33 protein-coding genes and 2 pseudogenes are annotated in these 24031 nt (G+C 41.6%); 25 read left to right on the plus strand and 10 right to left on the minus strand.

Annotated features, from left to right (window positions below; genetic code table 11):
• Positions 1 to 19: 19 nt before the first annotated feature.
• The 5 genes from ACRRU2_RS07600 to ACRRU2_RS07620 all read left to right on the plus strand — a co-directional run bounded on the left by ACRRU2_RS07600 (position 20) and on the right by ACRRU2_RS07620 (position 5124).
• The gene (locus tag ACRRU2_RS07600; RefSeq protein WP_432500603.1) at positions 20 to 994 is read left to right on the plus strand and encodes a cation diffusion facilitator family transporter; all 975 of its coding nucleotides are present in this window, start codon (positions 20 to 22) and stop codon (positions 992 to 994) included.
• A 394-nt stretch (positions 995 to 1388) separates the two neighbouring features.
• A complete protein-coding gene (locus ACRRU2_RS07605) occupies positions 1389 to 2615 on the plus strand; it encodes a bis-aminopropyl spermidine synthase family protein (RefSeq protein ID WP_432500604.1) in 1227 nt (408 codons plus the stop codon).
• A gap of 80 nt (positions 2616 to 2695) precedes the next feature.
• Positions 2696 to 3304 carry a DUF4304 domain-containing protein gene (locus tag ACRRU2_RS07610; RefSeq protein ID WP_432500605.1) on the plus strand — a complete coding sequence of 203 codons (609 nt, stop codon included), beginning with the start codon at positions 2696 to 2698 and terminating at the stop codon, positions 3302 to 3304.
• 197 nt (positions 3305 to 3501) lie between these two features.
• Positions 3502 to 4245, plus strand: a complete 744-nt coding sequence (gene pyrH, locus ACRRU2_RS07615) for a UMP kinase (protein WP_432500606.1) — start codon at positions 3502 to 3504, stop codon at positions 4243 to 4245.
• A 159-nt stretch (positions 4246 to 4404) separates the two neighbouring features.
• Complete coding sequence (locus ACRRU2_RS07620; RefSeq protein WP_331699359.1) at positions 4405 to 5124, plus strand: suppressor of fused domain protein; 720 nt, start codon at positions 4405 to 4407, stop codon at positions 5122 to 5124.
• Between the two features lie 83 nt (positions 5125 to 5207).
• Here ACRRU2_RS07620 and ACRRU2_RS07625 read toward each other — a convergent pair whose 3' ends face one another.
• Positions 5208 to 6002 (minus strand): SDR family NAD(P)-dependent oxidoreductase, encoded by a 795-nt coding sequence (locus ACRRU2_RS07625; protein ID WP_432500607.1) that lies wholly within the window; start codon positions 6000 to 6002, stop codon positions 5208 to 5210.
• A gap of 161 nt (positions 6003 to 6163) precedes the next feature.
• Here ACRRU2_RS07625 and ACRRU2_RS07630 point away from each other — a divergent pair, with 161 nt between their 5' ends.
• From ACRRU2_RS07630 to ACRRU2_RS07640, 3 genes and pseudogenes are all read left to right on the plus strand, one after another.
• Positions 6164 to 7144 carry an arsenic resistance protein gene (locus ACRRU2_RS07630; RefSeq protein ID WP_432500608.1) on the plus strand — a complete coding sequence of 327 codons (981 nt, stop codon included), beginning with the start codon at positions 6164 to 6166 and terminating at the stop codon, positions 7142 to 7144.
• A gap of 285 nt (positions 7145 to 7429) precedes the next feature.
• The gene (locus ACRRU2_RS07635; RefSeq protein ID WP_432500609.1) at positions 7430 to 8287 is read left to right on the plus strand and encodes a putative RNA methyltransferase; all 858 of its coding nucleotides are present in this window, start codon (positions 7430 to 7432) and stop codon (positions 8285 to 8287) included.
• Positions 8288 to 8345: 58 nt separating this feature from the next.
• Positions 8346 to 8543, plus strand: a pseudogene (locus ACRRU2_RS07640) (hypothetical protein); the annotation flags it as partial.
• Positions 8544 to 8694: 151 nt separating this feature from the next.
• Here the strand turns inward: ACRRU2_RS07640 and ACRRU2_RS07645 are convergent.
• The 3 genes from ACRRU2_RS07645 to ACRRU2_RS07655 form a co-directional block, all read right to left on the minus strand.
• Positions 8695 to 9552 (minus strand): MBL fold metallo-hydrolase, encoded by an 858-nt coding sequence (locus ACRRU2_RS07645; protein WP_432500762.1) that lies wholly within the window; start codon positions 9550 to 9552, stop codon positions 8695 to 8697.
• Between the two features lie 96 nt (positions 9553 to 9648).
• Entirely contained in the window at positions 9649 to 10167 is a 519-nt protein-coding gene (locus ACRRU2_RS07650) for a DUF3231 family protein (protein ID WP_331699355.1), read from the minus strand.
• Between the two features lie 15 nt (positions 10168 to 10182).
• Positions 10183 to 10503: a hypothetical protein gene (locus ACRRU2_RS07655; RefSeq protein WP_432500610.1), complete on the minus strand. Its 321-nt coding sequence runs from the start codon at positions 10501 to 10503 to the stop codon at positions 10183 to 10185.
• Positions 10504 to 10666: 163 nt separating this feature from the next.
• Here ACRRU2_RS07655 and ACRRU2_RS07660 point away from each other — a divergent pair, with 163 nt between their 5' ends.
• The 3 genes and pseudogenes from ACRRU2_RS07660 to ACRRU2_RS07670 all read left to right on the plus strand — a co-directional run.
• A complete protein-coding gene (locus ACRRU2_RS07660; RefSeq protein ID WP_432500763.1) occupies positions 10667 to 10888 on the plus strand; it encodes a spore coat associated protein CotJA in 222 nt (73 codons plus the stop codon).
• Positions 10889 to 10892: 4 nt separating this feature from the next.
• Positions 10893 to 11156, plus strand: a complete 264-nt coding sequence (locus ACRRU2_RS07665) for a spore coat protein CotJB (RefSeq protein ID WP_331699353.1) — start codon at positions 10893 to 10895, stop codon at positions 11154 to 11156.
• A 24-nt stretch (positions 11157 to 11180) separates the two neighbouring features.
• Positions 11181 to 11378: pseudogene (locus tag ACRRU2_RS07670) on the plus strand (manganese catalase family protein); the annotation flags it as partial.
• Positions 11379 to 11396: 18 nt separating this feature from the next.
• On the opposite strand, the gene ACRRU2_RS07675 reads toward ACRRU2_RS07670, so the two are convergent.
• The 5 genes from ACRRU2_RS07675 to ACRRU2_RS07695 form a co-directional block, all read right to left on the minus strand.
• Positions 11397 to 12983: a recombinase family protein gene (locus tag ACRRU2_RS07675; RefSeq protein WP_432500611.1), complete on the minus strand. Its 1587-nt coding sequence runs from the start codon at positions 12981 to 12983 to the stop codon at positions 11397 to 11399.
• Between the two features lie 37 nt (positions 12984 to 13020).
• Complete coding sequence (locus ACRRU2_RS07680) at positions 13021 to 13392, minus strand: hypothetical protein (protein WP_432500612.1); 372 nt, start codon at positions 13390 to 13392, stop codon at positions 13021 to 13023.
• Positions 13382 to 14002 (minus strand): ImmA/IrrE family metallo-endopeptidase, encoded by a 621-nt coding sequence (locus tag ACRRU2_RS07685; RefSeq protein ID WP_432500613.1) that lies wholly within the window; start codon positions 14000 to 14002, stop codon positions 13382 to 13384. Before ACRRU2_RS07685 ends, ACRRU2_RS07680 begins: the two co-directional genes overlap by 11 nt.
• Positions 14003 to 14087: 85 nt before the next feature.
• Positions 14088 to 14663, minus strand: a complete 576-nt coding sequence (locus ACRRU2_RS07690) for a hypothetical protein (RefSeq protein ID WP_432500614.1) — start codon at positions 14661 to 14663, stop codon at positions 14088 to 14090.
• Positions 14664 to 14678: 15 nt separating this feature from the next.
• Positions 14679 to 15014, minus strand: a complete 336-nt coding sequence (locus ACRRU2_RS07695; protein WP_432500616.1) for a helix-turn-helix domain-containing protein — start codon at positions 15012 to 15014, stop codon at positions 14679 to 14681.
• Between the two features lie 166 nt (positions 15015 to 15180).
• Here ACRRU2_RS07695 and ACRRU2_RS07700 point away from each other — a divergent pair, with 166 nt between their 5' ends.
• Both ACRRU2_RS07700 and ACRRU2_RS07705 read left to right on the plus strand, forming a co-directional pair.
• The gene (locus ACRRU2_RS07700; RefSeq protein ID WP_432500618.1) at positions 15181 to 15441 is read left to right on the plus strand and encodes a helix-turn-helix domain-containing protein; all 261 of its coding nucleotides are present in this window, start codon (positions 15181 to 15183) and stop codon (positions 15439 to 15441) included.
• The gene (locus ACRRU2_RS07705) at positions 15442 to 15588 is read left to right on the plus strand and encodes a hypothetical protein (RefSeq protein ID WP_432500619.1); all 147 of its coding nucleotides are present in this window, start codon (positions 15442 to 15444) and stop codon (positions 15586 to 15588) included.
• Positions 15589 to 15877: 289 nt separating this feature from the next.
• On the opposite strand, the gene ACRRU2_RS07710 is transcribed toward ACRRU2_RS07705, so the two are convergent.
• Positions 15878 to 16132 (minus strand): hypothetical protein, encoded by a 255-nt coding sequence (locus ACRRU2_RS07710; protein ID WP_432500620.1) that lies wholly within the window; start codon positions 16130 to 16132, stop codon positions 15878 to 15880.
• Between the two features lie 100 nt (positions 16133 to 16232).
• Here ACRRU2_RS07710 and ACRRU2_RS07715 point away from each other — a divergent pair, with 100 nt between their 5' ends.
• From ACRRU2_RS07715 to ACRRU2_RS07770, 12 genes are all read left to right on the plus strand, one after another.
• Positions 16233 to 16475, plus strand: a complete 243-nt coding sequence (locus ACRRU2_RS07715; protein WP_432500622.1) for a hypothetical protein — start codon at positions 16233 to 16235, stop codon at positions 16473 to 16475.
• A 272-nt stretch (positions 16476 to 16747) separates the two neighbouring features.
• Complete coding sequence (locus ACRRU2_RS07720; protein WP_432500623.1) at positions 16748 to 16996, plus strand: helix-turn-helix domain-containing protein; 249 nt, start codon at positions 16748 to 16750, stop codon at positions 16994 to 16996.
• Between the two features lie 4 nt (positions 16997 to 17000).
• A complete protein-coding gene (locus tag ACRRU2_RS07725; protein WP_432500624.1) occupies positions 17001 to 17285 on the plus strand; it encodes a hypothetical protein in 285 nt (94 codons plus the stop codon).
• Positions 17286 to 17518: 233 nt separating this feature from the next.
• Entirely contained in the window at positions 17519 to 17785 is a 267-nt protein-coding gene (locus ACRRU2_RS07730; protein ID WP_432500625.1) for a hypothetical protein, read from the plus strand.
• Between the two features lie 127 nt (positions 17786 to 17912).
• Positions 17913 to 18167: an AbrB/MazE/SpoVT family DNA-binding domain-containing protein gene (locus tag ACRRU2_RS07735; RefSeq protein ID WP_432500626.1), complete on the plus strand. Its 255-nt coding sequence runs from the start codon at positions 17913 to 17915 to the stop codon at positions 18165 to 18167.
• Between the two features lie 103 nt (positions 18168 to 18270).
• Positions 18271 to 18393, plus strand: coding sequence for a hypothetical protein (locus ACRRU2_RS07740; protein ID WP_432500627.1), 123 nt, complete (start codon positions 18271 to 18273; stop codon positions 18391 to 18393).
• Positions 18394 to 18472: 79 nt separating this feature from the next.
• Positions 18473 to 18802 carry a hypothetical protein gene (locus ACRRU2_RS07745; RefSeq protein ID WP_432500628.1) on the plus strand — a complete coding sequence of 110 codons (330 nt, stop codon included), beginning with the start codon at positions 18473 to 18475 and terminating at the stop codon, positions 18800 to 18802.
• Positions 18803 to 19834: a hypothetical protein gene (locus tag ACRRU2_RS07750; RefSeq protein ID WP_432500629.1), complete on the plus strand. Its 1032-nt coding sequence runs from the start codon at positions 18803 to 18805 to the stop codon at positions 19832 to 19834. It abuts the gene before it with no gap.
• Entirely contained in the window at positions 19831 to 21000 is a 1170-nt protein-coding gene (locus ACRRU2_RS07755; RefSeq protein WP_432500630.1) for a metallophosphoesterase family protein, read from the plus strand. Before ACRRU2_RS07750 ends, ACRRU2_RS07755 begins: the two co-directional genes overlap by 4 nt.
• Complete coding sequence (locus tag ACRRU2_RS07760; RefSeq protein WP_432500632.1) at positions 20997 to 21236, plus strand: hypothetical protein; 240 nt, start codon at positions 20997 to 20999, stop codon at positions 21234 to 21236. The genes ACRRU2_RS07755 and ACRRU2_RS07760 overlap by 4 nt, the downstream gene beginning before the upstream one ends.
• Positions 21233 to 23767, plus strand: coding sequence for a hypothetical protein (locus tag ACRRU2_RS07765; RefSeq protein WP_432500633.1), 2535 nt, complete (start codon positions 21233 to 21235; stop codon positions 23765 to 23767). Before ACRRU2_RS07760 ends, ACRRU2_RS07765 begins: the two co-directional genes overlap by 4 nt.
• A complete protein-coding gene (locus ACRRU2_RS07770; RefSeq protein ID WP_432500635.1) occupies positions 23764 to 23910 on the plus strand; it encodes a hypothetical protein in 147 nt (48 codons plus the stop codon). The genes ACRRU2_RS07765 and ACRRU2_RS07770 overlap by 4 nt, the downstream gene beginning before the upstream one ends.
• The last annotated feature ends 121 nt before the right edge of the window (positions 23911 to 24031 follow it).

Raw genomic sequence — 24031 nt, forward strand, 5'->3', positions numbered from 1 at the left:
TGAAAGGGGAGGGCATTATATGTCTGGACACAACCACGGGCACAATCACGATCATGGACACAATCATGCTCACACTAATAACAAAAAAATACTTCTGATCTCATTCATCATCATTACATTCTATATGATTATAGAAGCTGTTGGAGGATTCATTACGAATAGCCTGGCTTTGCTTTCCGATGCGGGACACATGCTGTCTGACTCCATTGCTTTAGGTATTGCGATGATGGCATTCACTTTCGGAGAAAAAGCGGTGAATATGGGAAAAACGTATGGTTACAGACGTTTTGAAATTTTAGCAGCTACCCTTAACGGCATCACATTAATTGGGATCTCCGTCTACATTTTTTACGAAGCGATAGATCGTTTTTCAAACCCGCCGGAGGTCGCTACAACAGGTATGCTAGTTATTAGCTCTATTGGTCTGCTTGTTAACGTACTGGTCGCATGGATTATGATGCGTGGAAGTGATACTGAGCATAACTTAAATATGCGTGGCGCTTACTTGCACGTAATTAGCGATATGCTGGGTTCTGTTGGCGCAATTGCTGCTGCTTTACTAATGATGTTCTTTGGCTGGGGATGGGCAGACCCGCTTGCTAGCGTTATTGTCGCAGCGCTTGTTTTGCGCAGCGGTTACTACGTCACAAAATCATCTTTGCATGTCTTGATGGAAGGCGCACCGAAAAGCATAAATTTAAATGAAATTGTTAATATGATGCAGCAAGTAGAAGGGGTGAACGGAGTCCACGATGTCCATATTTGGTCAATTACAAGCAGTCTAAATGCACTTACAGCTCATATAGTAGTCGAAGGAAACAAAACCGTTCATGAAGCAGAAGCAATCCTGCGAAAAATTGAACATCTTTTAGAGCATGAGGGAATTCAGCATGTGACTTTGCAAATGGAATCGGAAGAGCATATTCATGAAAATTCGATACTTTGTTCTATCAAAGCTAGTTCGGCGGCCGCACATGCTCATCATCACCATTGATTGTAAGCTCAACAATATCCAAACGATTTGACTATAGATATTGCGTATAGTATTATGAAGTCATTATTACTTAGGAGAGATGTTGATGTCGGCGGTAGTTCTTAACTAACCAAATTCCATAATTTGAAGTTTTCAACAGTCCATATGACCAATTGCTGAAATGGCAAGGTTTATTTTTTATGGGCATATTGAATGCTTCGGAATTAGTTAAGAACAACGGATATTAATCAGGGCCTTAGTACTGCCTTTTTTATGCACCCACAATCCGTGCTGTGTTCAGCTCGGATTTTTTTGTTTCTTTGTGGTGTTTATCTTGGCAGGTCAAAAAAGGGCAGGGATGACGTATGTTCATTCCTGCCCTTTTTGTATTTTCAAAAAAAACGGGAGGGATTAAGTGAATTACATTGAACAAGCTAGTAAACATATTCGTCTGCAAGAAGGGATACAGGCTATTGAGCAGTTGCTCCTCGAATGTTATTTGAAACCCGGAATTTCAACGAAAGAATTGGCACGCAAAACACTGCTTCCGACTCCAGTGGCTGCGGCAATAAAACGGGAATTGATTAAAGCAGGCGCACTTCTGCAGGACCGCGGAGTCCGCTGTACAAAAGGCGGACTTACATGGGTTGAGCGGAAATGGGGATACCGCGGTTTGGATCATTCCCTATACCACGAATTGTTTGATGAAACAAAATGGATGGAGAGTATCAAAGATGTGTTGATTATATTGGAGGAACTTTTATTGCTTAGACCGTCAGCGGATGTTCAGATTGATCAATCCAAATGTACGCCGGAAACTAGCCTGCGCCGGGCTATCCTTTGTTTGAAGCAGCATGCATTGATAGGTAAGAAGATTTTATGTGTTGGAGACGATGACATGGTAAGTGTGTCTATTGGTCTGCTGCTGCAGCGATTATTTCCAGATGGCGGGCACACCGTTACGCATGTGGATGTTCTTGATATCGACCCAAGGTACTTAAGTTACATCGAAAAGATTGCAAATGAGCGAAAACTGCCAATTGTATGCCACCGGCTTGATTTGAGGGAGCCTCTTCCAGAAAATCTGCACAAACAGTATGATTGTTTCTTTACGGACCCGCCCTATACACTTCAGGGTATGAGTTTATTCGTATCGCGAGGTATACAGGCGTTAAAGAGGGAAAAGGGACTGCCGATCTTTCTGTCTTTTGCACATAAATCACCACCGCTGATGCTTGCTATGCAGCGTGAATTTGTCTGCATGGGACTGACTGTAAGCGCTAATTTCCCTCAATTCAACACGTACGAAGGCGCAGAAATGATCGCCAATAGGAGCCAGATGTTCATTTTACGGACAACGGATCAATCGAAACCGGAATATCCGGAGAAATTCACGGACGCCTTGTATACAGGCGAGGTGAAACGAACGCTGCGCACTTACCGATGCAAACAATGCTCAAAAGATGTGTATGTCGGAATGAATGGAGAGTTTGTAACCATAGAGCAGCTTAAAAATGAAGGATGCACAGGCTGCGGGTATGACAGGTTTGAGATGGTCGATAAAAGACAGGTAACTGCAGATAGGTATGATAAGAGCAACTTACCTATGAACTCAACAGCGGATGCAAGGAATGATGTATAATACTAGTAGAAAATGGAGAAGGATTTGTAGCAATACAAGCTACTATCTATTTATAGTAAACTTTTAGGAGGGGATCATGTTTGCAGCAGTACTTTAATGATTTAATTAAACAAGATATAAAGCCGTTTCTTTCCAAGTATGGCTTCGCAAAGAAAAATTTGAATTTCAGTAAAACAACAGAAAACCTCATTTACATGTTCAATTTCCAAAAATCCTCTGGCAATTCGGCGGACCATGTCATGTTTTATGTAAACTGCGGTATTTACGCAGTGGAGCTGGCTCAGATTCAATCTAGAGAGATTCTGACAGCACCCCAAGAAGTGGATTGTCACTTCAGAGCAAGAATGGAGGAAATCGCCCAATCTGTTCCGGACCGATTTTCGATTACCCCTGATATGAATAGGGATGATTTAAGAAAATCGCTGCTTAACGGGTTGGAAGAGGTTATTCATTTCTTTGAAAGTATGAACAGTGCCAGATCCATTGTTGATTATTACATTTCAGGGCCATTTTTACATTTGAGTGAAGAGTGCATTCATATGCTGTTGCAATCCAATGATATACAAGCTGCTAAACAATATTTGAAGGCATTGCAGGAGAAACACGGAACAGAAAGACGATGGAGCATATTCGAAAATAAATACAAGGTTATCTTCAGTAAGTATGGAGTCGAATTTGAAGCAGGATAATCCACTTGTTGCCTATTGTTGCAGTTGCATTTGCTTATGATCAATAATAAAATAAGATTGGATAATGAACAATATTTGAAAGGAGTGGAAATATGAGGATTCATCTAGAGGAACCCATCTCACTTTCATATTTCCATTTCATCGAAACACTAAGGCACACATTGCTTTAGTGTTTTTTATTTTTGGAGGTGTAATTGATGATCAGGTATAAAAGAGTGCTTATTAAGCTTAGCGGAGCAGCCGTCGCAGGAGAAACAGGATCAGGATTTGAACCCCGAAGATTAGATCAAATTGCAAATGAAATAATATCTGTAGTCAACCTTGGAGTCGAGGTGTCATTGGTTATTGGCGGCGGTAATATTTTTCGTGGAAATATGGCGGAAGATTGGGGGATTGAAAGAGCAGAGGCAGACAATATTGGAACACTTGCAACAGTCATTAACAGCCTGATGCTTAGAGGGGTTCTTAAAGCAAAAACAAGCAATGAAGTTCGGGTTATGACGGCAATACCTATTACATCTGTTGCCGAACCATATATTAGACTAAGGGCAATACATCATTTGGAAAAAGGCCACATTGTAATTTTTGCCGGCGGTAACGGGCAACCCTATGTCACAACAGATTATCCTTCCGTCCAAAGAGCAATTGAAGTTAATTGCAATGCAATTCTTGTTGCAAAACACGGTGTTAACGGCGTCCTCAATGCAGATCCAAAGTTCGATAAGGATGCAAGGTTGTTTAAATCCCTGCATTACGACGATGTTTTGAAAAATAACTTGAAAGTAATGGATCAATCTGCTTTCATTTTAGCCAGAGACTATAATCTGCCCATGCATGTGTTTAATTTTGATAAACAAGGATCGATGAAGGAAATATGCGAAGGCAAAAATAATGGTACCATTATTAGCAGTGAATCGGTTATGGAGATAATGAACTCTTAATTGAGTTAATGGACGTAGATATGAGCCTTATATTGTCTAATATATACAGCTTCGATATACTGATTTCAATGGTATAGTTCCGATATTCACTGAGCCGAAGAGATCGGTTGGGCGGAACTACTGTAAAATGATAATGGATTAAGCAAAGGAGAGAGGCATATGTCAAAATCAACGGAATATTCGGAATCGGGGAACCCGATTTATCGCTATGAAGATAGACAACAGGAATGGCGGGCTCCAGAGTATGGGGAAGAAGGATGGGTTGAAAAAATTGAAGAGCACGTTCAACAGTTTATAGGGGAAATCGATTCTGTTTATCACGAAATTATATCAGATGTCGTTCATATCGACGTCCACGTTATTAAACCGACTCCCGAACGCAATTATTACACGTTAATTACAACAGGCATGAGCTTTATGCCCATGAACACACCTGAAGGAGTGGAAGGCTGCGATTACGCTGAATTGATGATCTGCTTGCCGCCGGATTGGCCGATTACGCAGGAACATTTAGAAAATCCGGATCACTATTGGCCTATTCGATGGTTGAAAATGTTAGCCCGGTTTCCTCATGACTACGACACTTGGCTAGGCTGGGGTCATACGATGCCTAATGGAGATCCGGCTGAGCCGCTGTCGCAGCAAACTGGAATGAGCGGAATTATTCTGCTGCCTCCTATTGACGTAGACGAAGATTTTCTTACGCTGGATATGGAGGATGGGCGGACCGTAGATTTCTATGCCATTGTCCCGCTCTATTCGGAGGAGTTGGACTTTAAGTTAAAGTATGGCAGCGAACCGCTGCTTGATAAGTTTGACGAATACGGTATTAACGAGATCATCGATTTGGACCGGCACAATACCTGTAAAACTGACTAGAAATTTTGATAGTAAAACGACACCAAAAGAGAGGTTAGCGTTATCCTCTCTTTTGGTGTTTAACGATGCTAGACATTTAATTATTAAAACACATTGCGTACTAATCCTCCATCTATTCGTAAGGCGGAACCATTGATAGCAGAGGAAAGAGAACTGCTTAAGAAGGTGACAAGATGTGCTATTTCTTCTGGCCGAATAAGCCTTTGAATAATGGAAGTTGGCCGATTCTCTGTCATAAATCGCTTTTCAGCTTCTTCGATTGTCAATTCTTCATTAGGATACAAGCTATTTAACATTTTTTCTACGCCTTCAGTTAGAGTAGAACCAGGCATAATCGTATTAACGGTCACATTTGTTCCTTTGGTCAGCTCCGCTAAACTGCGGGAAAGTGAAAGCTGCATCGTTTTAGTTGCACTATAATGAGCCATTTCTTGAGATGGCATAATCGCTGCTTCGCTAGCGATAAAGATAACTCTGCCTTCATTTTTCCGAATCATTTGTTTTAAGTATTGGCGAGTAAGTCGAACACCACTCATGATATTTACTTCAAACATCTTAAACCAATCTTCATCCGGGATGTCAAAATATTGTACAGGCTCAAAAATTCCCAGATTGTTAACAAGAATATCTATTTCAAAGTACTCCTCAATAACCTTTTGACAACCTTGCACAGTTCCCAGATCAGCGACAACGGGGTGAAGGACAGCAGTTGGATGTTTTTCATGAATTTCTATTACAGTCTCATTCACTTTTTCTTCGCGGCGTCCATTAATAAGCACAGTGGCACCTTCGGCCGCTAATGACATGGCGATTGCTTTTCCAATACCTGCTGTAGACCCGGTTACCAGCGCTGTTTTTCCTTTTAAGTTCAAATGCATGTATTATCCCTCCGCGATTCAGAAAATCAAAAAACTCTAGATATTAGTATTCCCGCTTTATAGCATTCAAACTCCAAGTTATATGCCTGATTGTGAAGATCCGTTAAGAATGGCGGTGTCTTCCTGTGATATAATCCGGAGATAGAGGAGTGTGTATATAATTGTTTTCAAGAGAGAGTTTAGAAAAGAATCAAATTAGCGTGTATGCAGTGGCATTGATTTTTGGAGGAATAGTAGGTTTAGCAAGTCCGCGAATAAGCAGCTTCCTAGAACCTTTTGTTACTTTTGTCATTGCGGTCCTTTTATTCAGTATGTTTTGTCAAATTCCTTTTCTTAAATTAAAGGAAGCACTCTCTGATAGACGTTTCACAGGTGCTTTACTTCTTGTCAATTTCATCTTAATTCCTTTGCTCGTATTATTATTAATTAAAGTTTTTCCTCAGCCTAGTCCAGTTCTGATAGGTGTTTGCTTAGTACTGTTAACGCCATGTATTGATTATGTCATTGTTTTTACTCAACTGGGTAAAGGGAATGAAAAGCTTATTCTTGCGTCTACTCCGGTTCTTTTTGTGGTTCAAATGATTACGCTGCCCATTTATCTTTGGCTGTTTATTGGCACTGAGGCTTCCCAAGTAGTAAGAATTGGTCCGTTTGTTGAAGCTTTTATTTATTTAATTATTGTCCCTTTATTGTTTGCATTAGCTATCCAATTTCTAACTAGAAAAACCGATTGCGGCGTTACAGCACTGAACTTTACAGCATGGCTGCCTGTCCCGCTTATGGCACTCGTGCTCTTTCTGGTAATAGGCTCGCAAATTGACAGGGTTGTAAAGGAATTCAGTATCATTATCGCTGTAATACCGATATACATATTATTCCATATAATTTCTCCAGTAATTTCACGGGTCATATCATCTTTTTTCCGGATTGGTCCGTCTGACGGAAGAGCTCTTATTTTCAGTGCTGGAACTCGCAATTCCCTAGTTGTACTTCCTCTTGCACTTACCTTACCAGGAGAGATGGCTACAATAGCAGCATCTGTAATAGTAACCCAAACAGTAGTAGAACTGATCGCAGAGCTTTTATATATAAAATTCATACCTAGCTTTATTTACCGAGATGTAAAGGTAAAAACAAATTGAGGGTTTAAAATATATAAATTGATGCTCATTGGTTTTAGAGGAGGCAGTTTAATAAATACTTTCTCAACTAAGTGAAAGATGCTAATATAAAAGTGTTTGAGTGTATAACATTTAGGGAGCGTTTAACTATGATCCATTTCATTCGTTTAAGGTAATGTAAGGCGCAGCTCACAAAACCCAGTTTTTCAAATAAAACTGATTGGGTTTATTTGACTGTGCCTTTTTTCATTCACCTATTACGAATGAATGGGGTGCTTTTATTTGTGCTTAAAAAGTAAAAAGATAATGAGTGCTGGAAAAATTGAACGATTTCTTCAAATATTTAAATGTCCATTTTGTAAAAAACAGATGCAGCTAATCCATTTAAAAAGCTTAGTTTGCAGCAACGAGCACTGTTTCGATATTACAAAGCAAGGATATATAAACCTAATGTCTCGAGTCAGTACTACTAAATATGATAAAAAAATTTTCGAATACAGAAGAGAAATCAGCAAAAGTGGTTTGTTTGATCCATTACACGATGCAGTAAGTAAAATTATTATAAGTAAACTCCAAAGCAATGCCTCTGTACGTATGCTGGATGCGGGTTGCGGAGAAGGTTCTCACTTAAATAACATACAAGCTAAGCTAATTCAGAAAAAATACAAAACTTTATTAGCAGTAGGAATCGATATTTCTAAGGAAGGTATTAGTTATGCAGCAGCTGAATATGCTAATGCGATTTGGTGTGTTGCAGATATTGCAAACAGTCCATTTATGAGTCACCAATTCAATATCATTTTAAACATTCTTTCACCGGCGAATTATTCAGAATTTCAGAGACTGCTTACTGATGATGGTTTTCTGATTAAAGTCGTCCCTGAACAGGATTATCTAAAAGAGTTAAGAGAAATCCTTTATGAAGGGTCAGATAAACAGGTTTATTCAAATTCACTTACTCTTAGTCATTTCAGCGAACAATTCGAGTTATTAGATGCTGAAACCATTCGTTATCAAGTAAACCTGAGTGAACCCTTGATCGAACCTTTACTTGGGATGACGCCATTATCTTGGGGTACATCCAAGGAGCGAATGCGAAAGGTTCTACAGATGAATTTGAAACAAGTTACTATACACTTTAAAATTTTGATTGGTAAGAAGTGATTCACATGGGAGCAGATTGGGTGATTATTAAAAACAAGGAGTTGGCAAATTTGATCGAAGAATAAACAGAAATATGAAAAATTGGGGAGTGAGTTTGGAGGAAGTGGCAACATACTATTTAGAGGCCGCTAAACATAGAGAGAGCGAATATGTACTCCGAACAAAAAAATTCGCTGATATTATTATTAATGGTAATAATCTGGAAGGGAAATTGAAGGATATTATTAGTTGTTGGATAAGTAGTAAGATAAAATAAAACATGGATTACATTTCCCGATTGATTGTGAATTGACAAAGAAAATCGCGAAGGGTTTATACTCTTCGCGTTTTCTCCTTTTATGCGAGTAGCTTGACAGTGATTGCGGCCTTACCATTATTAATAAACAGTTATGTTTCTCCTTGCATAATCAATGTTTGCGATTAACAAAACGACCATAGTCAGGGACAGCTATTCGGTCGAATTCAGTTAACAATTTTGTTAGACCTTCTGACAATTCTTTTCCAGATATAGGGTGACCATGGCCAGTCACCGCAAAGACGGGCTTTAATGCTTCTAGTTTTTTAACAGAATCTTTTGCCGCATCCCAGTCCGTGGTCAAGTACCTTGGAGGACCGTTTATTTCCTTTTCTTGCATAATTACTTTATATAACGAATCTTGTCTTACTGTGACAAATGCGTCACCAGCAATGAGAGATTTGTCTTCATCCCGGAATAATGATATATGGCCTGGCGAATGCCCAGGTGTATGGATCCATCTCCAACTTGACATGAAAGGGACACTTCCATCAGAAGGAAGAGCTTCAACATGTTTTCCCAGATTAATTGGTTCATTCGGGAACATAGGGGACATTTTTGCTACCAGCCCACCTTCAACCGAACCGTCTGGTTCAGGGTAACTTTCCTTTCCGGTTAAGAAAGAAAGTTCTGCTGCATGAGCATACACAGGAACGCCCCATTTTTCAACTAAATCAACCACTGCTCCAACATGATCAAAATGACCATGAGTCAATACAATAGCTTTTGGTTTATTATGCTCGCCAAACCGATCTATAATAGCTTCAATAAGACGGTTTGAAGATTGCGGCATGCCAGTGTCAATTAATACCCAATCATTATTTTTTTCAGGTTCACCGACAAAACAGACATTTACAATTTGGTTTGTAAAACAGTATATATCGGAAATAACCTCTTGACCTTTACCGCTCATAATAGAAGTCATTGGTAAATACTTGTGCTCCGTGGAATCGTTCACTTCATTATTCATTTCATCATACACAAAACCACTCCCTATCAAATAAATGATTTATTTGAATAAGCTAAAGGAAGGCCCCTAACCTAATGGAAAGGGGCTTTAGTACTTCTATGCTCTTGCAGGTTCAGGACGTTTTACTTGAAGAGGCGGAGGGATTAGCCAACCCTTTTCTTTATTCATTCGAAGAATTCTGGCTCCTATAGCTGCTTTAGTCATATGGTACTTAGCAAACAGTGCCCCTATATCCTCCCGGATTGTTTGTCCCATAACTTGACTGCAGGAAACTAGGCCTAATGAAGTATCGGCCGTAATGGCTGCTGCAATTTCTTGATCAGAGAAGCGAGCCCCAGCTGGAATATCCTCGAGTTTTACCGGAGGTCTTTCTGGCAAGGTTGGTGCAGGTGCGATACCGTTATGAGTTAATAACTCATCGCACTCTTTTATTTCCAGCTTTGCTTGATCAATAATATCCTCTAATATTTTTTTTAAATCTTTATCTCCAGCATGATTTAAATATGCTTGGTAGCAGGAAACCATACCTTTCGCTGCTGTTGATCCCATCCAAACATTATAAATTTCACCATAATGCATCGGTTCATCTTTTGGATTTCCGCTTAATATTCCCATTGTTTTCACCTCCAATTAATGTCTAAATTGATTATTTTGTTGATTAGTTTGATTGAGATCAAAAGCATTGCTGTTAAAAGAACTCTGTTCAATTTGTTTGCATAATTCAATACCTTTTTGCAATTGTTGAATGACTTGTTGATGTCCTTGTAATGCAGTTTCTATTGTTTGAACTGCCATTCTTTCCTTTTGAGCAATTTCTTCAAGCTGAATTGCATTTTTTTGCTCTTGTTGCTTTAACTGCTCATACGTTTGTGATGCTTGATTAGTCTGATTGATTAATTGTTGCAAAATCTGTTCACATTGATTCAATTGGTTCGTTAAGTTTGAATTCATAAGCGTAACCCCTTAGAAGTATTTAAATACAATTATAAGATGTTCAACTCCCCGTAAATATATCCCACCATAAAGTTATCTTTACTATTCTAGTTTCTTTGGATGTATGCCAAGCTTATGCTGCATATAGTAACAAAAAGCGCAGAAGGTGAGGATTACCATGATGCATGCTCATGCTCCATTTAATTGTTATAAACCTTTTATAGGACCCTTTGATCCCTGTCCTCCTATCAAAGTGAAGTGCTATAGTACTCCGCCAAATCTGTTTATGGGCTTTCAGCCGCCTAACTTGCCGCAATTCAGCCCATATGAAGCACTAAAGTATGGAACGTTGTGGCCTGCTTTGTTCAGTCCATACGGCCCAGTAAAAGAGGGAGGGAATTGACAGTATGCGTGCAGCGATAGATGACCAGTACTATAAGCTTCTTCATGAGTTGCAGGCAGCTGATTTTGTTTTAGTGGAATTGACACTTTATTTGGATACTCACCCGGATGATACCAATGCGATCCACCAGTTTAATCATTTTGCTCGAGAAAGGATGGAAATTGCGAAAGTATTTGAATCCCGATATGGTCCGCTCATGCAATTCGGACATAGCTTTTCTCCTCCGACATGGGAATGGGCCGAAGCACCGTGGCCATGGCAAGTTTAGCCAAAGAAAGGGGAATTTCGTTAAATGTGGGTGTATGAAAAGAAGCTGCAATATCCGGTAAGGGTAAGTAAATGCGATCCGATGATGGCGAAGTTTCTGATGGAGCAGTACGGAGGAGCCGATGGGGAATTAGCTGCTGCCCTGCGTTACTTGAATCAGCGCTACTCAATTCCAGATAAGGTTATTGGCTTGCTGACAGATATAGGAACGGAAGAATTCGCACCTACATCATGTCAGTAATTATTGAGGCAATTTCGGATATACAACTAATGTGAACTGGTCCTGTGCGCCTGACCAGCGACCGCCATTATCTTTATTGTACGTAACTGTTTCAATAACTGATTTAAGAAGGGCATTTTTTTGCCCTGGATTCTTAGCTTTAGGATATAGCGCAATGACCTCTTTTAGTTTAGGAATAATTTCAAATTTCGCTGTTATACGTTTTTCCTCTGTTTTTAATTCCTCTGTAAGATCTTCAATGCTTTTTTCGGTCAAATCATATTTTTCCTTGAGCTCCACGGATCGTTGCATAAACACTTCGACGGAGTAAACTCCTTGTTCTAATAAATCGTGTAAATTTGAACGCTGGGTATTCAGCTTATCAAGCTGTTTTTTCAGCCCCTCCAAGGACGACTGTAATGACTTAATTTTAATTTCATCTGTTTTGATCCCCGATGATTTACCTTTTTCCCACTGAGCTTTATATTCTTTTAGCCAATCTTTTAATGCTATTACCAGCTTTTCCTCAACTAAGTGGACATATGAAGATTTTGTTTCGCAGTATTGTTTCGAGCAAATAAGTGCATCCGGTGTACGTCCTTTGTAAGGTCGTTGAATCATAGCTTTTCCACAAATCCCACAACGAATAAGACCGGCTAATGGATTTTTTACTTTTCCATCTATCGATCTATGATGAGTATTACCCTTCATTATCGATTCAGCTCGATTAAATATATCTTTTTCAACTAGAGCAGGGTGCAAACCCTTTTTTAATATCTCCGTTCCTTCAGTCGCACGTGGACGGCTGCTACCAGTACGCTTTTTAACAACAGGACGGTGTTTCCAACGAACCATACCAATATAATGTGGGTTTTTTAAAATATCTCTGACAGTAGCTACTAACCATTCTCCACCTTTACGTGTAGGGATTTTTACCACATTATTTAGATAATCACAAATTCGAGCTGTGCCCATACGTTTTTTAGGATCCGGATCTGTATATATGGCAAATATTAATTGCACGATTGGTGCTTCATCTGGATTAGGCTCAAGTGTCCAACCTTTTCCATCAAGCTTCTTACGGTTGTATCCATAAGGAGCAACATTACCTGCAAATTTTCCTTCTTCTACTGACGTGATACGACCACGCTGCAGGCGGCGAGTGGTGGTCTTAAATTCGCGCCTGGACATGAATAAACCGAATTCGAAATACTCCTCATCATCAGAGTTTGTTGGATCGTATGTGCGCATTGGGGTGATAATAAGTGTATTCGAATATTTGAATGCCTGGGCGACAATGCCCTGATCCATTGTATCACCGCGGGCTAGACGCTCGACTTCAACAACAAGAATTCCATCCCACAGTTGGCTTTCTACATCTTCAAGCAGCTTTATCATTTTAGGGCGTTCAGAAATACGTTCTCCGGACATAGGTTCTTCTTGATATATTTCTGCGATAGTTATTCCCAATCGCTTCTGAAGATCAAATAAAATACGCTTGTGTCGAGTATAAGTATCTTCTTCGCCGCGAGCTTCTGCTTCCATATCAGCTCGCGATTTTCGTAGATAGGCAGCATAACGCCCACTTAGAGTTAATTTTGCGACCATATCAACGCCTCCCATGAAAAGTTTGTATTATATCCAATCAATTATTCTGCAGCTGCAGGAGATTGTTTTTGATGTCATATTGTAAAGTGTCCTCTATGTCACTTATCCGTAAAATTAATCGTCGAACATCCAAGACATTCCATCCATGTTTTTTTATATAGTTATAAAGAGAAGGGAGATGGAGTCCGATATTATTGGACTCTATTGAATGATTAACGTAAACATTATCCGGGACCATCACTGATAAAACATCATAGTCTAGTTCTTCGAAAGTAAGCACTTCGAAAGGGGCATCTATCTTAATATAAAGTGTATGATGCCAATCCCAAAATAATTTGTCCAACACCATTAAAATGGGTGTTAATCTATTGTTTTCTCCACTTTCTTCATAAATAACTTTAGTATCCAACTTGATAATTCCCCTTTTTTTCTGCTATTTGTTGGTTAAGTTGATTAAGAATCCGTTTAGTTTCTTCGCCATATTCATACGTTGCAGGTCTAGGAGTTAACCGCGCCTTCAGATCAATATCTCTTAGCTCTTGTTGTATGCGATTATTAATTTGATAGATTCGTTTTCTTACAAAAGATTCTGGCAATAAAAAGGATTCCGATAATGTCTTTGTTAAATCATCATATGTATTTGATAAATTATTCAAAATCATAAAGTAGGGGAGGGCGGCGTAATATTGAAATCGCAATGACTGTGCTTCTTGCAAATCAATAAATAAACTATTAAGTTTTTTTTGATCTCCTACATGCAGGAAACAATGTCCGACTTCGTGAAAGAAATCTTCTCTTTGTTTTAGCAGATTTTCATGACGATTAAGGACAACGATTCCCTTTCCATTAATCCAATCTGCAAATGGTTTGCCATTGTAATATTCCACATCCACGTCAAATGCCAGGGCTACATTCTTTATGGTTAAATCAGAACATGAGTATATATCGTTCGATTTATATTGTTTCTCAATTCTACGTTCCAGATCGGAAGGCCTGTACAAATTCATGTTGAGTAGCATCTAACAACCTCCAAATGAGAACCTATGTTCTGTTTTTTATTTAAAAGAAAAGCCCAAAAGGGCTACGTATAGTATTTGTTTATGATCACTTATAGATATCTAAAAATGAAGTTTTTTCTATAATATCTTCAAGTAATTTAATATATTCAAAAATATCAGCATCGCCATTTCCTAATTGTAAACTGATAATTGCTAAAGAAGTCCTTGTTTCAAAACTTTTATAGGTATCATTTTGATTAAGAGTAGTAATAAAATTTGAAATAGTTGTTTTGCTGGGCGATTTAATTTTTTTGAACTCATTAAAAGAGGATTCAACTTTTTTAATCATTTCAAGTATTTCTGAGTCATTACCAGCTTGCTTGAGTTTTGTTTTTAAACTATCTAATTCATTAATAATGGACCGAGCATTTTTAACAGCAGCCAGTTCATTTGTTGCAACTTGTAAGGAATTCCTAACGTCAATATCTTCTTTTAAAGCTAAGGATTTTTCATAAACCACGATTGCGCTGTCTAATTGGTGGTTTTTATAATGCTCATCGCCTTGTTCTTTCAATTTAGCTGCTTCTTTGTCATTAGAACTAACACATGCTGATAGCAATAACATGATTGCGAACACAGCGAAAATTCGATACTTCATTAATTCACCTAGTTTTTTCCCCATCGGCTGAGGTACTTGCTATTTGTCCTGTTGTTTTGATCTTCTCCGAAGCATCTGAATGAACTCATCAGCTGCTTTTATTTCCTCTTCAGTCCAGTCCTTACCACCATCAAGATAAGCCCTTCCAGAATTATTGTCTACCTCTTTTTTGGGTTTATCTGTACGGCATAGTAAGTAATCAGTGTCTACATCGAATAGATCAGCGAGTTTCGATAGTGTTGTTGTATCTGGTTCGTATACATCAGCTTCCCACTTGGAAATTGTCGTATGATCAATTCCAAGTTTAGAAGCAAGTCCCTTTTGTGTTAGTTTTGATTTTTTTCTTAATTCTTTTATACGAAGACCTAAAGACATTTGGCTTCCCCCAAATTTGCTATTTCATCAAACATAGGATACCACGAAAATAATAAATAAAGAATAAACTTGATTAATTAGCAAATTTATTATTGACACTTGATCAAACATCAACTAATATGAATATACAGACTTGATCTTTCATCAAATACAAGGTGGTGAAGAAATGATTGATTATGATAAATTAAAACATCTAAGAAATACTAAAGACATTTCACTTATTGAAATGGCAACTGCTTTAGGTTTCAGCACTGCAGGGGGATATTCAAGAATTGAAACTGGTGAAAATAAACTAAAGGCCGAACAATTGCCTAAAATCGCAAAAAAGTTTGGAATAACTCTGGAGCAGTTGATAAAGGAAATTTTTTTTGAGAACAAAGTTGATGAATGCTCAAGTTCGATGGAAGATCAAAAGGAGGTGGGGTAGGTGAGCAAACAGCAAGCGGCAATGAATGCAGCATTAGAGGCTTTAATCAAGAAGTTAGAGCGAGAGTCAATAGCAGCGGAACGCGTGGTGGCAGTTTCTACTGCAATTGAAGCTCTCAGTGGGATTAGGTCTCTTTCACAGCTTTAAGAATTTCTTGAAAGACCAGACCTACAACTTCAGCAGATGTCTTCACTTCAGGATACTGATCTGGACGAATGCCATCATTCTGAATCAGTGCAATTTTACCAAATAAAGAGAGCCGAACACAGGCTAGTTTATTAATGTAGCAGGAGGTGGGGTAGGGTGAAAAAACGTATTGCGGAGTTGGAGGCACGTGTTTCAAAGTTAGAGGCCTCCGCTGACACGACGGCTATTCTGGAAGATCAACTGCTGACTAACAAGATAAGGCGAATGATTTTGGAGCAGTCCGGTGCGGCTACTCTTTGTCCAGAACAATACCAGCAAGCTTTAGCTTCTCTTGCAGCGCTTGATTGTTCGCTTGAAACATTGAAGCAACAGCAATGAGCGTTGCCTGCTCTTTCGAAATTGTAAGACGTTTTTCTAATTCGAATTGGTTTTTGCTTAGTTCCTCATCACTCAGAAGTTGATGTACTAGCTCGTTTTCGACCTTTGATTGCTCTGATACACCAATAGCATAGAGTTTCATTACTTCATCGTTAATACTTTTCAATTGTTTCTTCCCCTCTCTATTAAAATGTGATCCAGACAATCCCATTTTACCAGAGTGAGAAAAAATATCTGTTTATTAAATCAGAGGGAGGTAATTTAATATGCCCGTCCTCAAGGCAGAGCTGCATACACTTCCAATAGGAGGCGATGCAGCCGTGAAGAAAGTTACACCACCGTTACAAGGCAACATCGTAAAGACGATTCATGACGGCAATGCCATTATCCATATTGCTGATGATTGTGTAGCAAAAACTCCGGAAGAGATCGATAAAGTACTTGAAGATTACCACGCCGCTGGATGGAGAATTATTGAATCGCTTGAGGCTGAAAAAGAAGGGGGGTGAGAGACCTGGAAATTAGCTTTTCTGATGTAAAGGAAGTTTTTCAAACATCTGATGAGGAAAAGGTTAACGAAATGTTGACCGATGGATGGGTACTGCTTGACGCGACTCGAGGTAATCTTAAGTACTTATTTCTACTTGTTCGAATTTGAAGGGTGTGCCGCCGATTAGCCAGGCGTACCGGCGGCGGGGAAATGAGAGGAATGATATGACTTTATTTTACAGCACGAATCACCTTCTAGTCCTCTCTAAATTAGAGAATTGGAGGTTTTGATTTGAATTTTGGAGTCATTATGAAAGCAATTAGAGTCCGCAAAGGATGGACTCAAGAAGAGCTAGCGGACAAACTGCATATGTCTCGCAGCGCCATTGGCAAAATCGAGAATGATCAGCAGACGTTGGATGTGCCAACGCTGTGGCGATTAGTGAGTGTTACAGGTGAACCAGCCATTGCTGTATCTATCATGTTTGGAATGGACGGGATAACACTTTTGCAGCAATTTATGAATTTATTGGGAGGTTGAAGATTTGGCAAAGACCTTGAAGGCAATAGAAAAAGAAGCAGCAGCTTGGAAGGCACAGAATGCTCAGATCAAAGAATGGTTGCTTAAGCATCCTTCCCGTATTCAACCAGGATTGTGGAGTCCAGCAATTAATTTGACAGAGGTATTAGAAGCAGAACTTGAAAGGGAAATGAAAAATGCCCGCCGGCCAGGGCGGACATCATTGCGATACCGACTACAGTATCTTGTGTTGTCTATATTAGCACTTTCACAAAAATCAATCAAGACAGAAACCGGGAGAGGTGCATGATGCGGTTCAAGTGGATAAAAAAATCGTCAGAGCAAGCGGTTATTTGTATGGCAGTAGCTCGAATCCGTTGCAAAGGATCTTCCATTGAAGAAGCTGTTTTTACCACTTTACAAACTGGTCAGTATTCGAAGAACCCTACCGCAATAAGTCATACACAACTCCAACGGATATATAAAGCTGTTAATCATGCCTTAAAGAAAACTACTAAAAAGATTAGCTAGGGGTGAATGCAGATGACGTATATTCCAAATCCGGACAAACCCGGGGAACTGTCAACACTGCAGGAAGCAGTTGATGAATTATTGCTTTGCCGTACACGAGGTGGAGGATGGGATCTTGCAAAGCTCGATCGTTGGCTTGATCGCTTTCCTATTCAAATGGCCAATGCGATTAAAGTACTCGATCATTTGCTGGACGAGCATTATCCCCCTGTGCAAGAGGGAGGTGGCTCTCTTGACGAACGGAGCAGCGATCGGCTACATGATTATCGCAGCGCGTAGAGCGAAAATTGATAAGAAAACCATACAGTTGTTGGAGTTAATGATGGCTACGGCCATGGATGAAGTAACTGAAGACGTAGCAGAACATGTTTTTAAAAAAACTTAATTAATAATTGGAGGTCATTTTATGTTGAAGTCTACAGGTATTGTACGTAAGGTTGACGAGCTCGGCCGGGTTGTTTTACCGATGGAGTTACGCAGAACGTTGGGAATCGGTGAGAAAGATGCGTTAGAAATCTTTGTAAGCGGAGAGCAGATCGTTTTGCGAAAATATCAACCAGGCTGCGTAATAAGTGGCAGCACTGAGGATCTTATCGATTTTAATGGTAAGCAATATAGTCGTGAAATTATTAAACAAATGGCACTTAAGGCTGGAATTTAAGGTAGGACAAGGCTCAGCCTTGTCTCAGGGCATCGAACTACCACCCCCGTTCGATGTTCTGAGATGCGGCTGACGCATCAATCCATAGAAAAGGAGGGCTTAAATGGGTGAGGCTGCTGAAATGATTTTGAATGGTTTATGTTGTCAAGTTTGCGGATCGTACATGGTCGATCACGAAGAACCGGGTTATCCCCGTACGTGTGATGATTGTGAAAAAGAAAAATAGCCCGCGGCAACGGGCTATCGAAAAACTTATGAACGCCCCTATTTTAGCACGGAATGCTCGGGGGGACAAGGAGGAGCTTATGGATAAACAACAGATCGTTGAGAGATTAATGTCGCTACCGGGAGAGATTGCAACAGCTGAGGAGGCGGTCATCGCCCACAATAAGGCGGTCCAGGATGCGAAGTCTACTCTGCAAGCTAAGGAAGATGAACTTCTGACTACAGGTTTTATTGATGGGAAAAACGAAGCCACTCGAGCGGCACAATTGCGGTCGTTTACAGGGGAACAACGTGAGGCTGTAACTCAAGCCGAATACAGAACAATCCGGATTAAAAACCATCTTTCCTTTCTATATAACGAGTTTAAAGCACTACAGGTTGTTGTCGACCTGCTTAAGGGGGCGGCGTAATTGTCTGAGGCTAACCTGCAGGTTTTGCCTCAATCCTCCGGTGGAAACACCGGAGGAGGGGCAATTGTCGACCTAGAGTTCGGAAGCGCAGCTGACCTTCGGAGGAAATTGGATGCCATGAAGCAAAAGTTAAATCTTACAAGAGAGTTTTTTCGTGAAGTTATGCAGCCGGGCGTGGATTACGGTATCATTCCTGGCACTGACAAACCAACTCTCTATAAGCCTGGCGCTGAAGGTCTCTGTGAATTCTATAATCTAGCCCCTACGATCGGTGGCAAGGTTGAAGATAAAAACCATGAAACGGGTTACTACAGTGTAGATATCACAATTCGTTTAATTCATCGGAATACTGGTTCCATCATCGCTGAAGGTGTCGGTCATGCCAACACTTACGAGAATCGATACCGCTGGCGGTGGTATTCGGATTATAAGCTTCCGAAAGGTTTAGATAAAGCATCGTTATTTACCGAAGAGCGAGACGAATGGAAGAACGGTCGTAAAACAGGTAATACGTACACAATGTATCGTGTTGAAAACGACGACATGCATTCAATTTGGAACACTGTGCTTAAAATGGCTAAAAAGCGTGCCCTTGTTGATGCAGTTCTTTCGGCTACTCGATCTAGTGGTATTTTTGCACAGACTGAAGAGGAGCTCGATGCATATCTGAACGGCAATGATCCAGAAGAAGAGGCAGAAGGCAGCGTAACCACTCGGAAATCTACTTCTCCAACCAAGACTACCAAAAGTGCAACAGCCGGTCGATCAGCAAGCGGCTCTAAACCGAACGGCTCATTTTCTGAGAAGAATCGTGCTTTTGATCTGGCAAAACAATTTAATGGTGGAACAATGGATTGGAAATGGTTAACCGATCGTGCTGTTGAAGCGCTGGGTCGCTCGATTGGGAAGGTAGTTCAGGACGTGGCAGACAACGAGTGGAAGCAAGTTGCAGATTATCTTGAACAATATGGATCCGGGGATATCGGATCTGATGATATCGACTTTGATGATCTTCCGGAGGATTTGCGATGAAAATAGCTCATGTTGCAGACTGTCATTGGGGCTTCGGGTATCCGGGCCCTACACCGGCATCACGTTTTGAAGATATAACTCGGACGATGGATTGGGTTGCTGATCGAATCATCGATGAAGGTTGTGAACTCGTTTTGTTCGCCGGCGATGCTTTTAAGGACGCACGTGTTTTCATCGATCGAGCTACTGCGGAGATTAAAGCATTCGTTTCTTGGCTCCGCAAGCTTTCCGAAGCTGGCATTGAGGTTATCGTGATCAGTGGCACGCCTTCTCATGATGCGATTAGTGCCTATCATCTTATCCGTGAGATGCAGATTCCGAGAGTTCATATTTACACAGATATTGATTCTTTTCGTTATAACGATCTAACAGTTTGCTGTTTACCAGGAATGAATCGCTCAAGTTTCGCTACAGATGATGAGTTTGTTGGACTTCCTCCACACGAGTTCCACACAAAAATGACAGAGAGAATTGAAGACGAATGTGAATGCTTCCTTAGCTTTGCGGAAGAAGGACCAAAAATTCTATTGTCACATCTTACTTATGATCTGGCCGACACTGGCTTCGAAGACGCACTTCTGCAAAACGAACCAATTCTGACAGACGAGGCGGCCAGCATGTTCGACCTGGTCTGTCTTGGCCACATTCACCGACCGCAGCGCGCGGGCAAGAATGTTTTTTATTCTGGGGCTCCAGAACGGCATAACTTCGGCGACGAGAAAACAGAGCCAGGCTTTTGGATTCACGACACGGAGACATTTACAACGAAGTTTGCTAATTCCGAATTCATTAAAACACCAGCCCGCAGCTTTAAAACGATAGATTGGTGCGATATGGATATTGCCGCTTGGCTCGATGGACAGGTTGGTGATTTTTCTTCTATTAAAGATGCAATAGTACGGATTCGGTATTCCTGTAGTGAGGAGTTACAGAAGCGCTTCGATAGACGATCGTTGGAAAAAGCGTTACATGATGCCGGCGCCTTCTTTGTAGCTGAGATTCGGGCAGAGGTTGAGCGATCAGAGCGGATCCGCGATGCCGAAGTGACTGAAGCTCTTAACCCATTGACGGCGCTGGCTGCATGGGGAAACAACCAAGAGCTTGCTGAATCGGAGATTGTTGAGTTACAGGCGATGACGACTGAACTGTTGGAGGCAGCCGTATGAGCGAAGTGTTTTATGGTTATTGTTTCCCAGAGATTGATGGTTGGCATACTCCTTCTGTAACGCTTAATTCGGCTGAAGAAATCTTTCGATATACACAATTGCACGGCAGGACGGGAATGTTTCGAGAAGTTCGTGTCACAGATAGCGGCGACTTTACTGTTGTTCAAATGATTGATGGGAAATACGTCTGGCCAGAAGAGTGGAAGAAATTCAACGAGGAGGACGCTGTAGGATGATTCCTTTAAGATTGATTATTCATAATTTCAGAGCCATCGAACATGCCGACATTGAATTGTCGGCAGTTACATTGGCAGCCATTGCTGGTCGCAACGGTGCAGGAAAGTCATCGGCCTTCACGCTGGCACCGCGATTTGCTTTGTTCGGCGATGTGATCAGCGGCGTTAGCCTAGACGATCTTGTCCGACGAGGGGCTTCTGAGATGTCAGTCGAGTTTTGGTTCGAGCATCAAGGCGATGTGTACCGGGCGATCCGAACGCGCAGCACGAAGGGCAAGGGTAAGTCAACGCTGGAGCTACAGCAGCGTGTAAATGGTGTGTGGGAGAGCCGAAGCGCCGAGAAAATCGTAGATACTGAGGCCGTTATCCGATCGCTACTCAATTTGGACGACGAGACATTCACTGCCTCCAGCATGATTCTACAGGGACAAGCCAACGCCTTCACCGGCGCGACGGCGGGGAAGCGGAAGGAAATACTTTCGCAAATTCTTGGGCTAAATGTATACCCGGAGTTGCAGGAACGTGCCCGGCAGAGGGCGGCGGTGTTGAATATCGAAATCGAGAAGTCAAAGGACAAGCTTCTGACGCTTGACGAGCGCCTTGCCGATCGTGCTGCGAAGGAAGAGGTACTACGGGACGTTGAAGCTCAGCATAGCGTTACGCAGGATATGATAGTGGATGTTGAAGCAGTCGTTAAGGTTGCCGAAGCGCAGATTGCCGCGCTTGATGTCAAACGGGCTCGTATCCAACAGATTGAGCGGGAACTTGTTGTAAATGGCGAGGAGATTGATACCTTGAGGAACGATCGGACCACTCAGTCCGAACGCCTCGAGCGCGCTGAAAAGATATTGGCCAATGAAGCAGCTATTTTAGAAAAGTCGACAGAATTGGAACAGATCAAGCAACAGATTGTTTCGCTGGAGGCACGAAAGCCTGAGCTAGAACGACTGCAGCTTGATTTGGCTTCTACTCAGGTCGATCTATATCAACTGAAGGAAGAGAAACTTCGGATAGCCGACCGCATTACTGCCTTGCAGCAGCAGCTCGCCGGGCGAGATGAGCTCCGGCAACAGGCTAATGATTACGAAACTAACCTTGAACAATTGCAAATTTATGAGCATAGGGCTGATAAGTGGAACCTGCTGGATGCGGAGATCAGAGGCCTTGAGGCGCAACAGGATCGTGAAAACTCCCGGTTATTACATGAAGAAAGCCGACTTAAAGAAAAGATTACTACGCTCGAGCAGCAAGAAACACATATCCATGACAGCGGCTGCCTTCCAACATGCAAGTTTCAGCAAGCTGCCGCTGCAGCGATTGCGGACCTGCCTGACCTGCGTCGAAGCTTGGCAGAGATTGACCAGACGGAATTGACTCGCCTTACCACTGCCATTGCTACAAAACAAGTAGAGCAACAGGCACTTGCGTATAATTTTGCCGAGCATCGCACCTATAAAGTCAAAGTGGACGAATTGAGCAAAGCGGCAACTGCATTTGCCCAGCTTGTTGGAAAGGATGAGCTTCTACAACAGTTGGAACAGCAACAGCATGAAAAGATGGAGCGAAGTGAGTTTGCTAGGCGACGATGGGATTCCCTGCAGCAGCAAAGCATCGAGCTTGAGTCTGCATTAGCGCCGCTGCCGGAACTGGCAGCAAAGGCAGGCGACCTCGAACGATGGGCACGGCTTAAGGATCAGATATCAGCAGCGCGAGAAATGTCGACCAATGCTGGCGAGCGGATCGCAGCTATTGATCGAGACATTGCTGGTAAGCAGTCACGGCGCGACGAGTTGTCCGAGGAACGCGGTGGACTAGTGCTGGATACGCTTGATTATGACCGCCTGCAGCAATCGCTTATTCAAACTAACACTTTGCTTCAGCAACATCGCAAGCAGCTATCGGTACTGGCCGAACAGATCGGAGGCATTAAGGCGGTACTTGTCGCCCTCGAGGCTGATCAGCAGGAGCGCGATCGTCTGGCTGCCGAACTGGAACCAAAGGTACTTCGCTGGACCCGATATCAGACGCTCATCAAGGCTTTCGGTCGCGACGGCATCCCGGCACTGATCATTGAAAACGCCGTACCGCAGCTCGAACGGATCGCAAACGAAATTCTTGGGCAGATGAGCAAGGGCAAGCATTACGTCCGTTTCGAGACGCAGCGGGAGCTTAAGACTCGAGTCGGTGTTTCTGAGACGCTCGATATCCTTATCGGCGATTGGACGGCAGAGCGGCCGTACGAAACATTCAGCGGCGGCGAACAACTCCGCATTGATTATGCGATTCGCTTCGCTTTGGCCGAATTATTGGCGCAGCGTGCCGGCAGCAAGGTGGAGTGGCTTACGATCGACGAGGGGCTTGGCAGCCAGGATGCTGAGCATCGTTCCCTTGTTCTTGAATCTATCAAATCGGTTGCAAGTAGATTTAAGAGAGTTCTTGTTATTACCCATATTGAGGATGCACAAGCTGCTTTCGATCAAGTAATCCGATTCGATAATGCTGATGGTGGGGTTGAGGTATTAGTTGCTTGAACCGCTTTATGACGATTTCGGCATCCCACTATGTCGATCTGGTGTATCCGAGCGGATATGGGCGCTCTATAAAAGTGATCCAGAAGCATTTAAACGAGAAGTACGTGAATATTTTGAACTTGGTTATCCAGATTGGGCTGTAGTTAAAGCAAGTTATAAGCACCGAGTGATATGGTTACGAGATGATCGGGGGAGATCAATTTGATTGTTGAACAACTCGATTTATTCGATGAGATAAAAGTAGAATCAAATGCACTACTGAAT

This window comes from Paenibacillus sp. GXUN7292 (assembly GCF_050864975.1).
Lineage (GTDB): Bacteria > Bacillota > Bacilli > Paenibacillales > Paenibacillaceae > Pristimantibacillus.

What these genes read in the sequence shown, in the direction of transcription:
- ACRRU2_RS07645 (WP_432500762.1), bottom strand. Translation starts at nt 9,552, where the DNA reads ATGAATAATGAAGTGAACGATTCCACGGAGCACAAGTATTTACCAATG.
- ACRRU2_RS07675 (WP_432500611.1), bottom strand. Translation starts at nt 12,983, where the DNA reads ATGGTCGCAAAATTAACTCTAAGTGGGCGTTATGCTGCCTATCTACGA.
- ACRRU2_RS07690 (WP_432500614.1), bottom strand. Translation starts at nt 14,663, where the DNA reads ATGGGGAAAAAACTAGGTGAATTAATGAAGTATCGAATTTTCGCTGTG.
- ACRRU2_RS07655 (WP_432500610.1), bottom strand. Translation starts at nt 10,503, where the DNA reads ATGAATTCAAACTTAACGAACCAATTGAATCAATGTGAACAGATTTTG.
- ACRRU2_RS07755 (WP_432500630.1), top strand. Translation starts at nt 19,831, where the DNA reads ATGAAAATAGCTCATGTTGCAGACTGTCATTGGGGCTTCGGGTATCCG.
- ACRRU2_RS07665 (WP_331699353.1), top strand. Translation starts at nt 10,893, where the DNA reads ATGCGTGCAGCGATAGATGACCAGTACTATAAGCTTCTTCATGAGTTG.
- ACRRU2_RS07660 (WP_432500763.1), top strand. Translation starts at nt 10,667, where the DNA reads ATGCATGCTCATGCTCCATTTAATTGTTATAAACCTTTTATAGGACCC.
- ACRRU2_RS07740 (WP_432500627.1), top strand. Translation starts at nt 18,271, where the DNA reads ATGGGTGAGGCTGCTGAAATGATTTTGAATGGTTTATGTTGTCAAGTT.
- ACRRU2_RS07760 (WP_432500632.1), top strand. Translation starts at nt 20,997, where the DNA reads ATGAGCGAAGTGTTTTATGGTTATTGTTTCCCAGAGATTGATGGTTGG.
- ACRRU2_RS07685 (WP_432500613.1), bottom strand. Translation starts at nt 14,002, where the DNA reads ATGCTACTCAACATGAATTTGTACAGGCCTTCCGATCTGGAACGTAGA.
- ACRRU2_RS07735 (WP_432500626.1), top strand. Translation starts at nt 17,913, where the DNA reads ATGTTGAAGTCTACAGGTATTGTACGTAAGGTTGACGAGCTCGGCCGG.
- ACRRU2_RS07625 (WP_432500607.1), bottom strand. Translation starts at nt 6,002, where the DNA reads ATGCATTTGAACTTAAAAGGAAAAACAGCGCTGGTAACCGGGTCTACA.
- ACRRU2_RS07635 (WP_432500609.1), top strand. Translation starts at nt 7,430, where the DNA reads ATGAGTGCTGGAAAAATTGAACGATTTCTTCAAATATTTAAATGTCCA.
- ACRRU2_RS07650 (WP_331699355.1), bottom strand. Translation starts at nt 10,167, where the DNA reads ATGGGAATATTAAGCGGAAATCCAAAAGATGAACCGATGCATTATGGT.
- ACRRU2_RS07715 (WP_432500622.1), top strand. Translation starts at nt 16,233, where the DNA reads ATGCCCGTCCTCAAGGCAGAGCTGCATACACTTCCAATAGGAGGCGAT.
- ACRRU2_RS07600 (WP_432500603.1), top strand. Translation starts at nt 20, where the DNA reads ATGTCTGGACACAACCACGGGCACAATCACGATCATGGACACAATCAT.
- ACRRU2_RS07730 (WP_432500625.1), top strand. Translation starts at nt 17,519, where the DNA reads ATGACGTATATTCCAAATCCGGACAAACCCGGGGAACTGTCAACACTG.
- ACRRU2_RS07620 (WP_331699359.1), top strand. Translation starts at nt 4,405, where the DNA reads ATGTCAAAATCAACGGAATATTCGGAATCGGGGAACCCGATTTATCGC.
- ACRRU2_RS07765 (WP_432500633.1), top strand. Translation starts at nt 21,233, where the DNA reads ATGATTCCTTTAAGATTGATTATTCATAATTTCAGAGCCATCGAACAT.
- ACRRU2_RS07695 (WP_432500616.1), bottom strand. Translation starts at nt 15,014, where the DNA reads ATGTCTTTAGGTCTTCGTATAAAAGAATTAAGAAAAAAATCAAAACTA.
- pyrH (WP_432500606.1), top strand. Translation starts at nt 3,502, where the DNA reads ATGATCAGGTATAAAAGAGTGCTTATTAAGCTTAGCGGAGCAGCCGTC.
- ACRRU2_RS07700 (WP_432500618.1), top strand. Translation starts at nt 15,181, where the DNA reads ATGATTGATTATGATAAATTAAAACATCTAAGAAATACTAAAGACATT.
- ACRRU2_RS07745 (WP_432500628.1), top strand. Translation starts at nt 18,473, where the DNA reads ATGGATAAACAACAGATCGTTGAGAGATTAATGTCGCTACCGGGAGAG.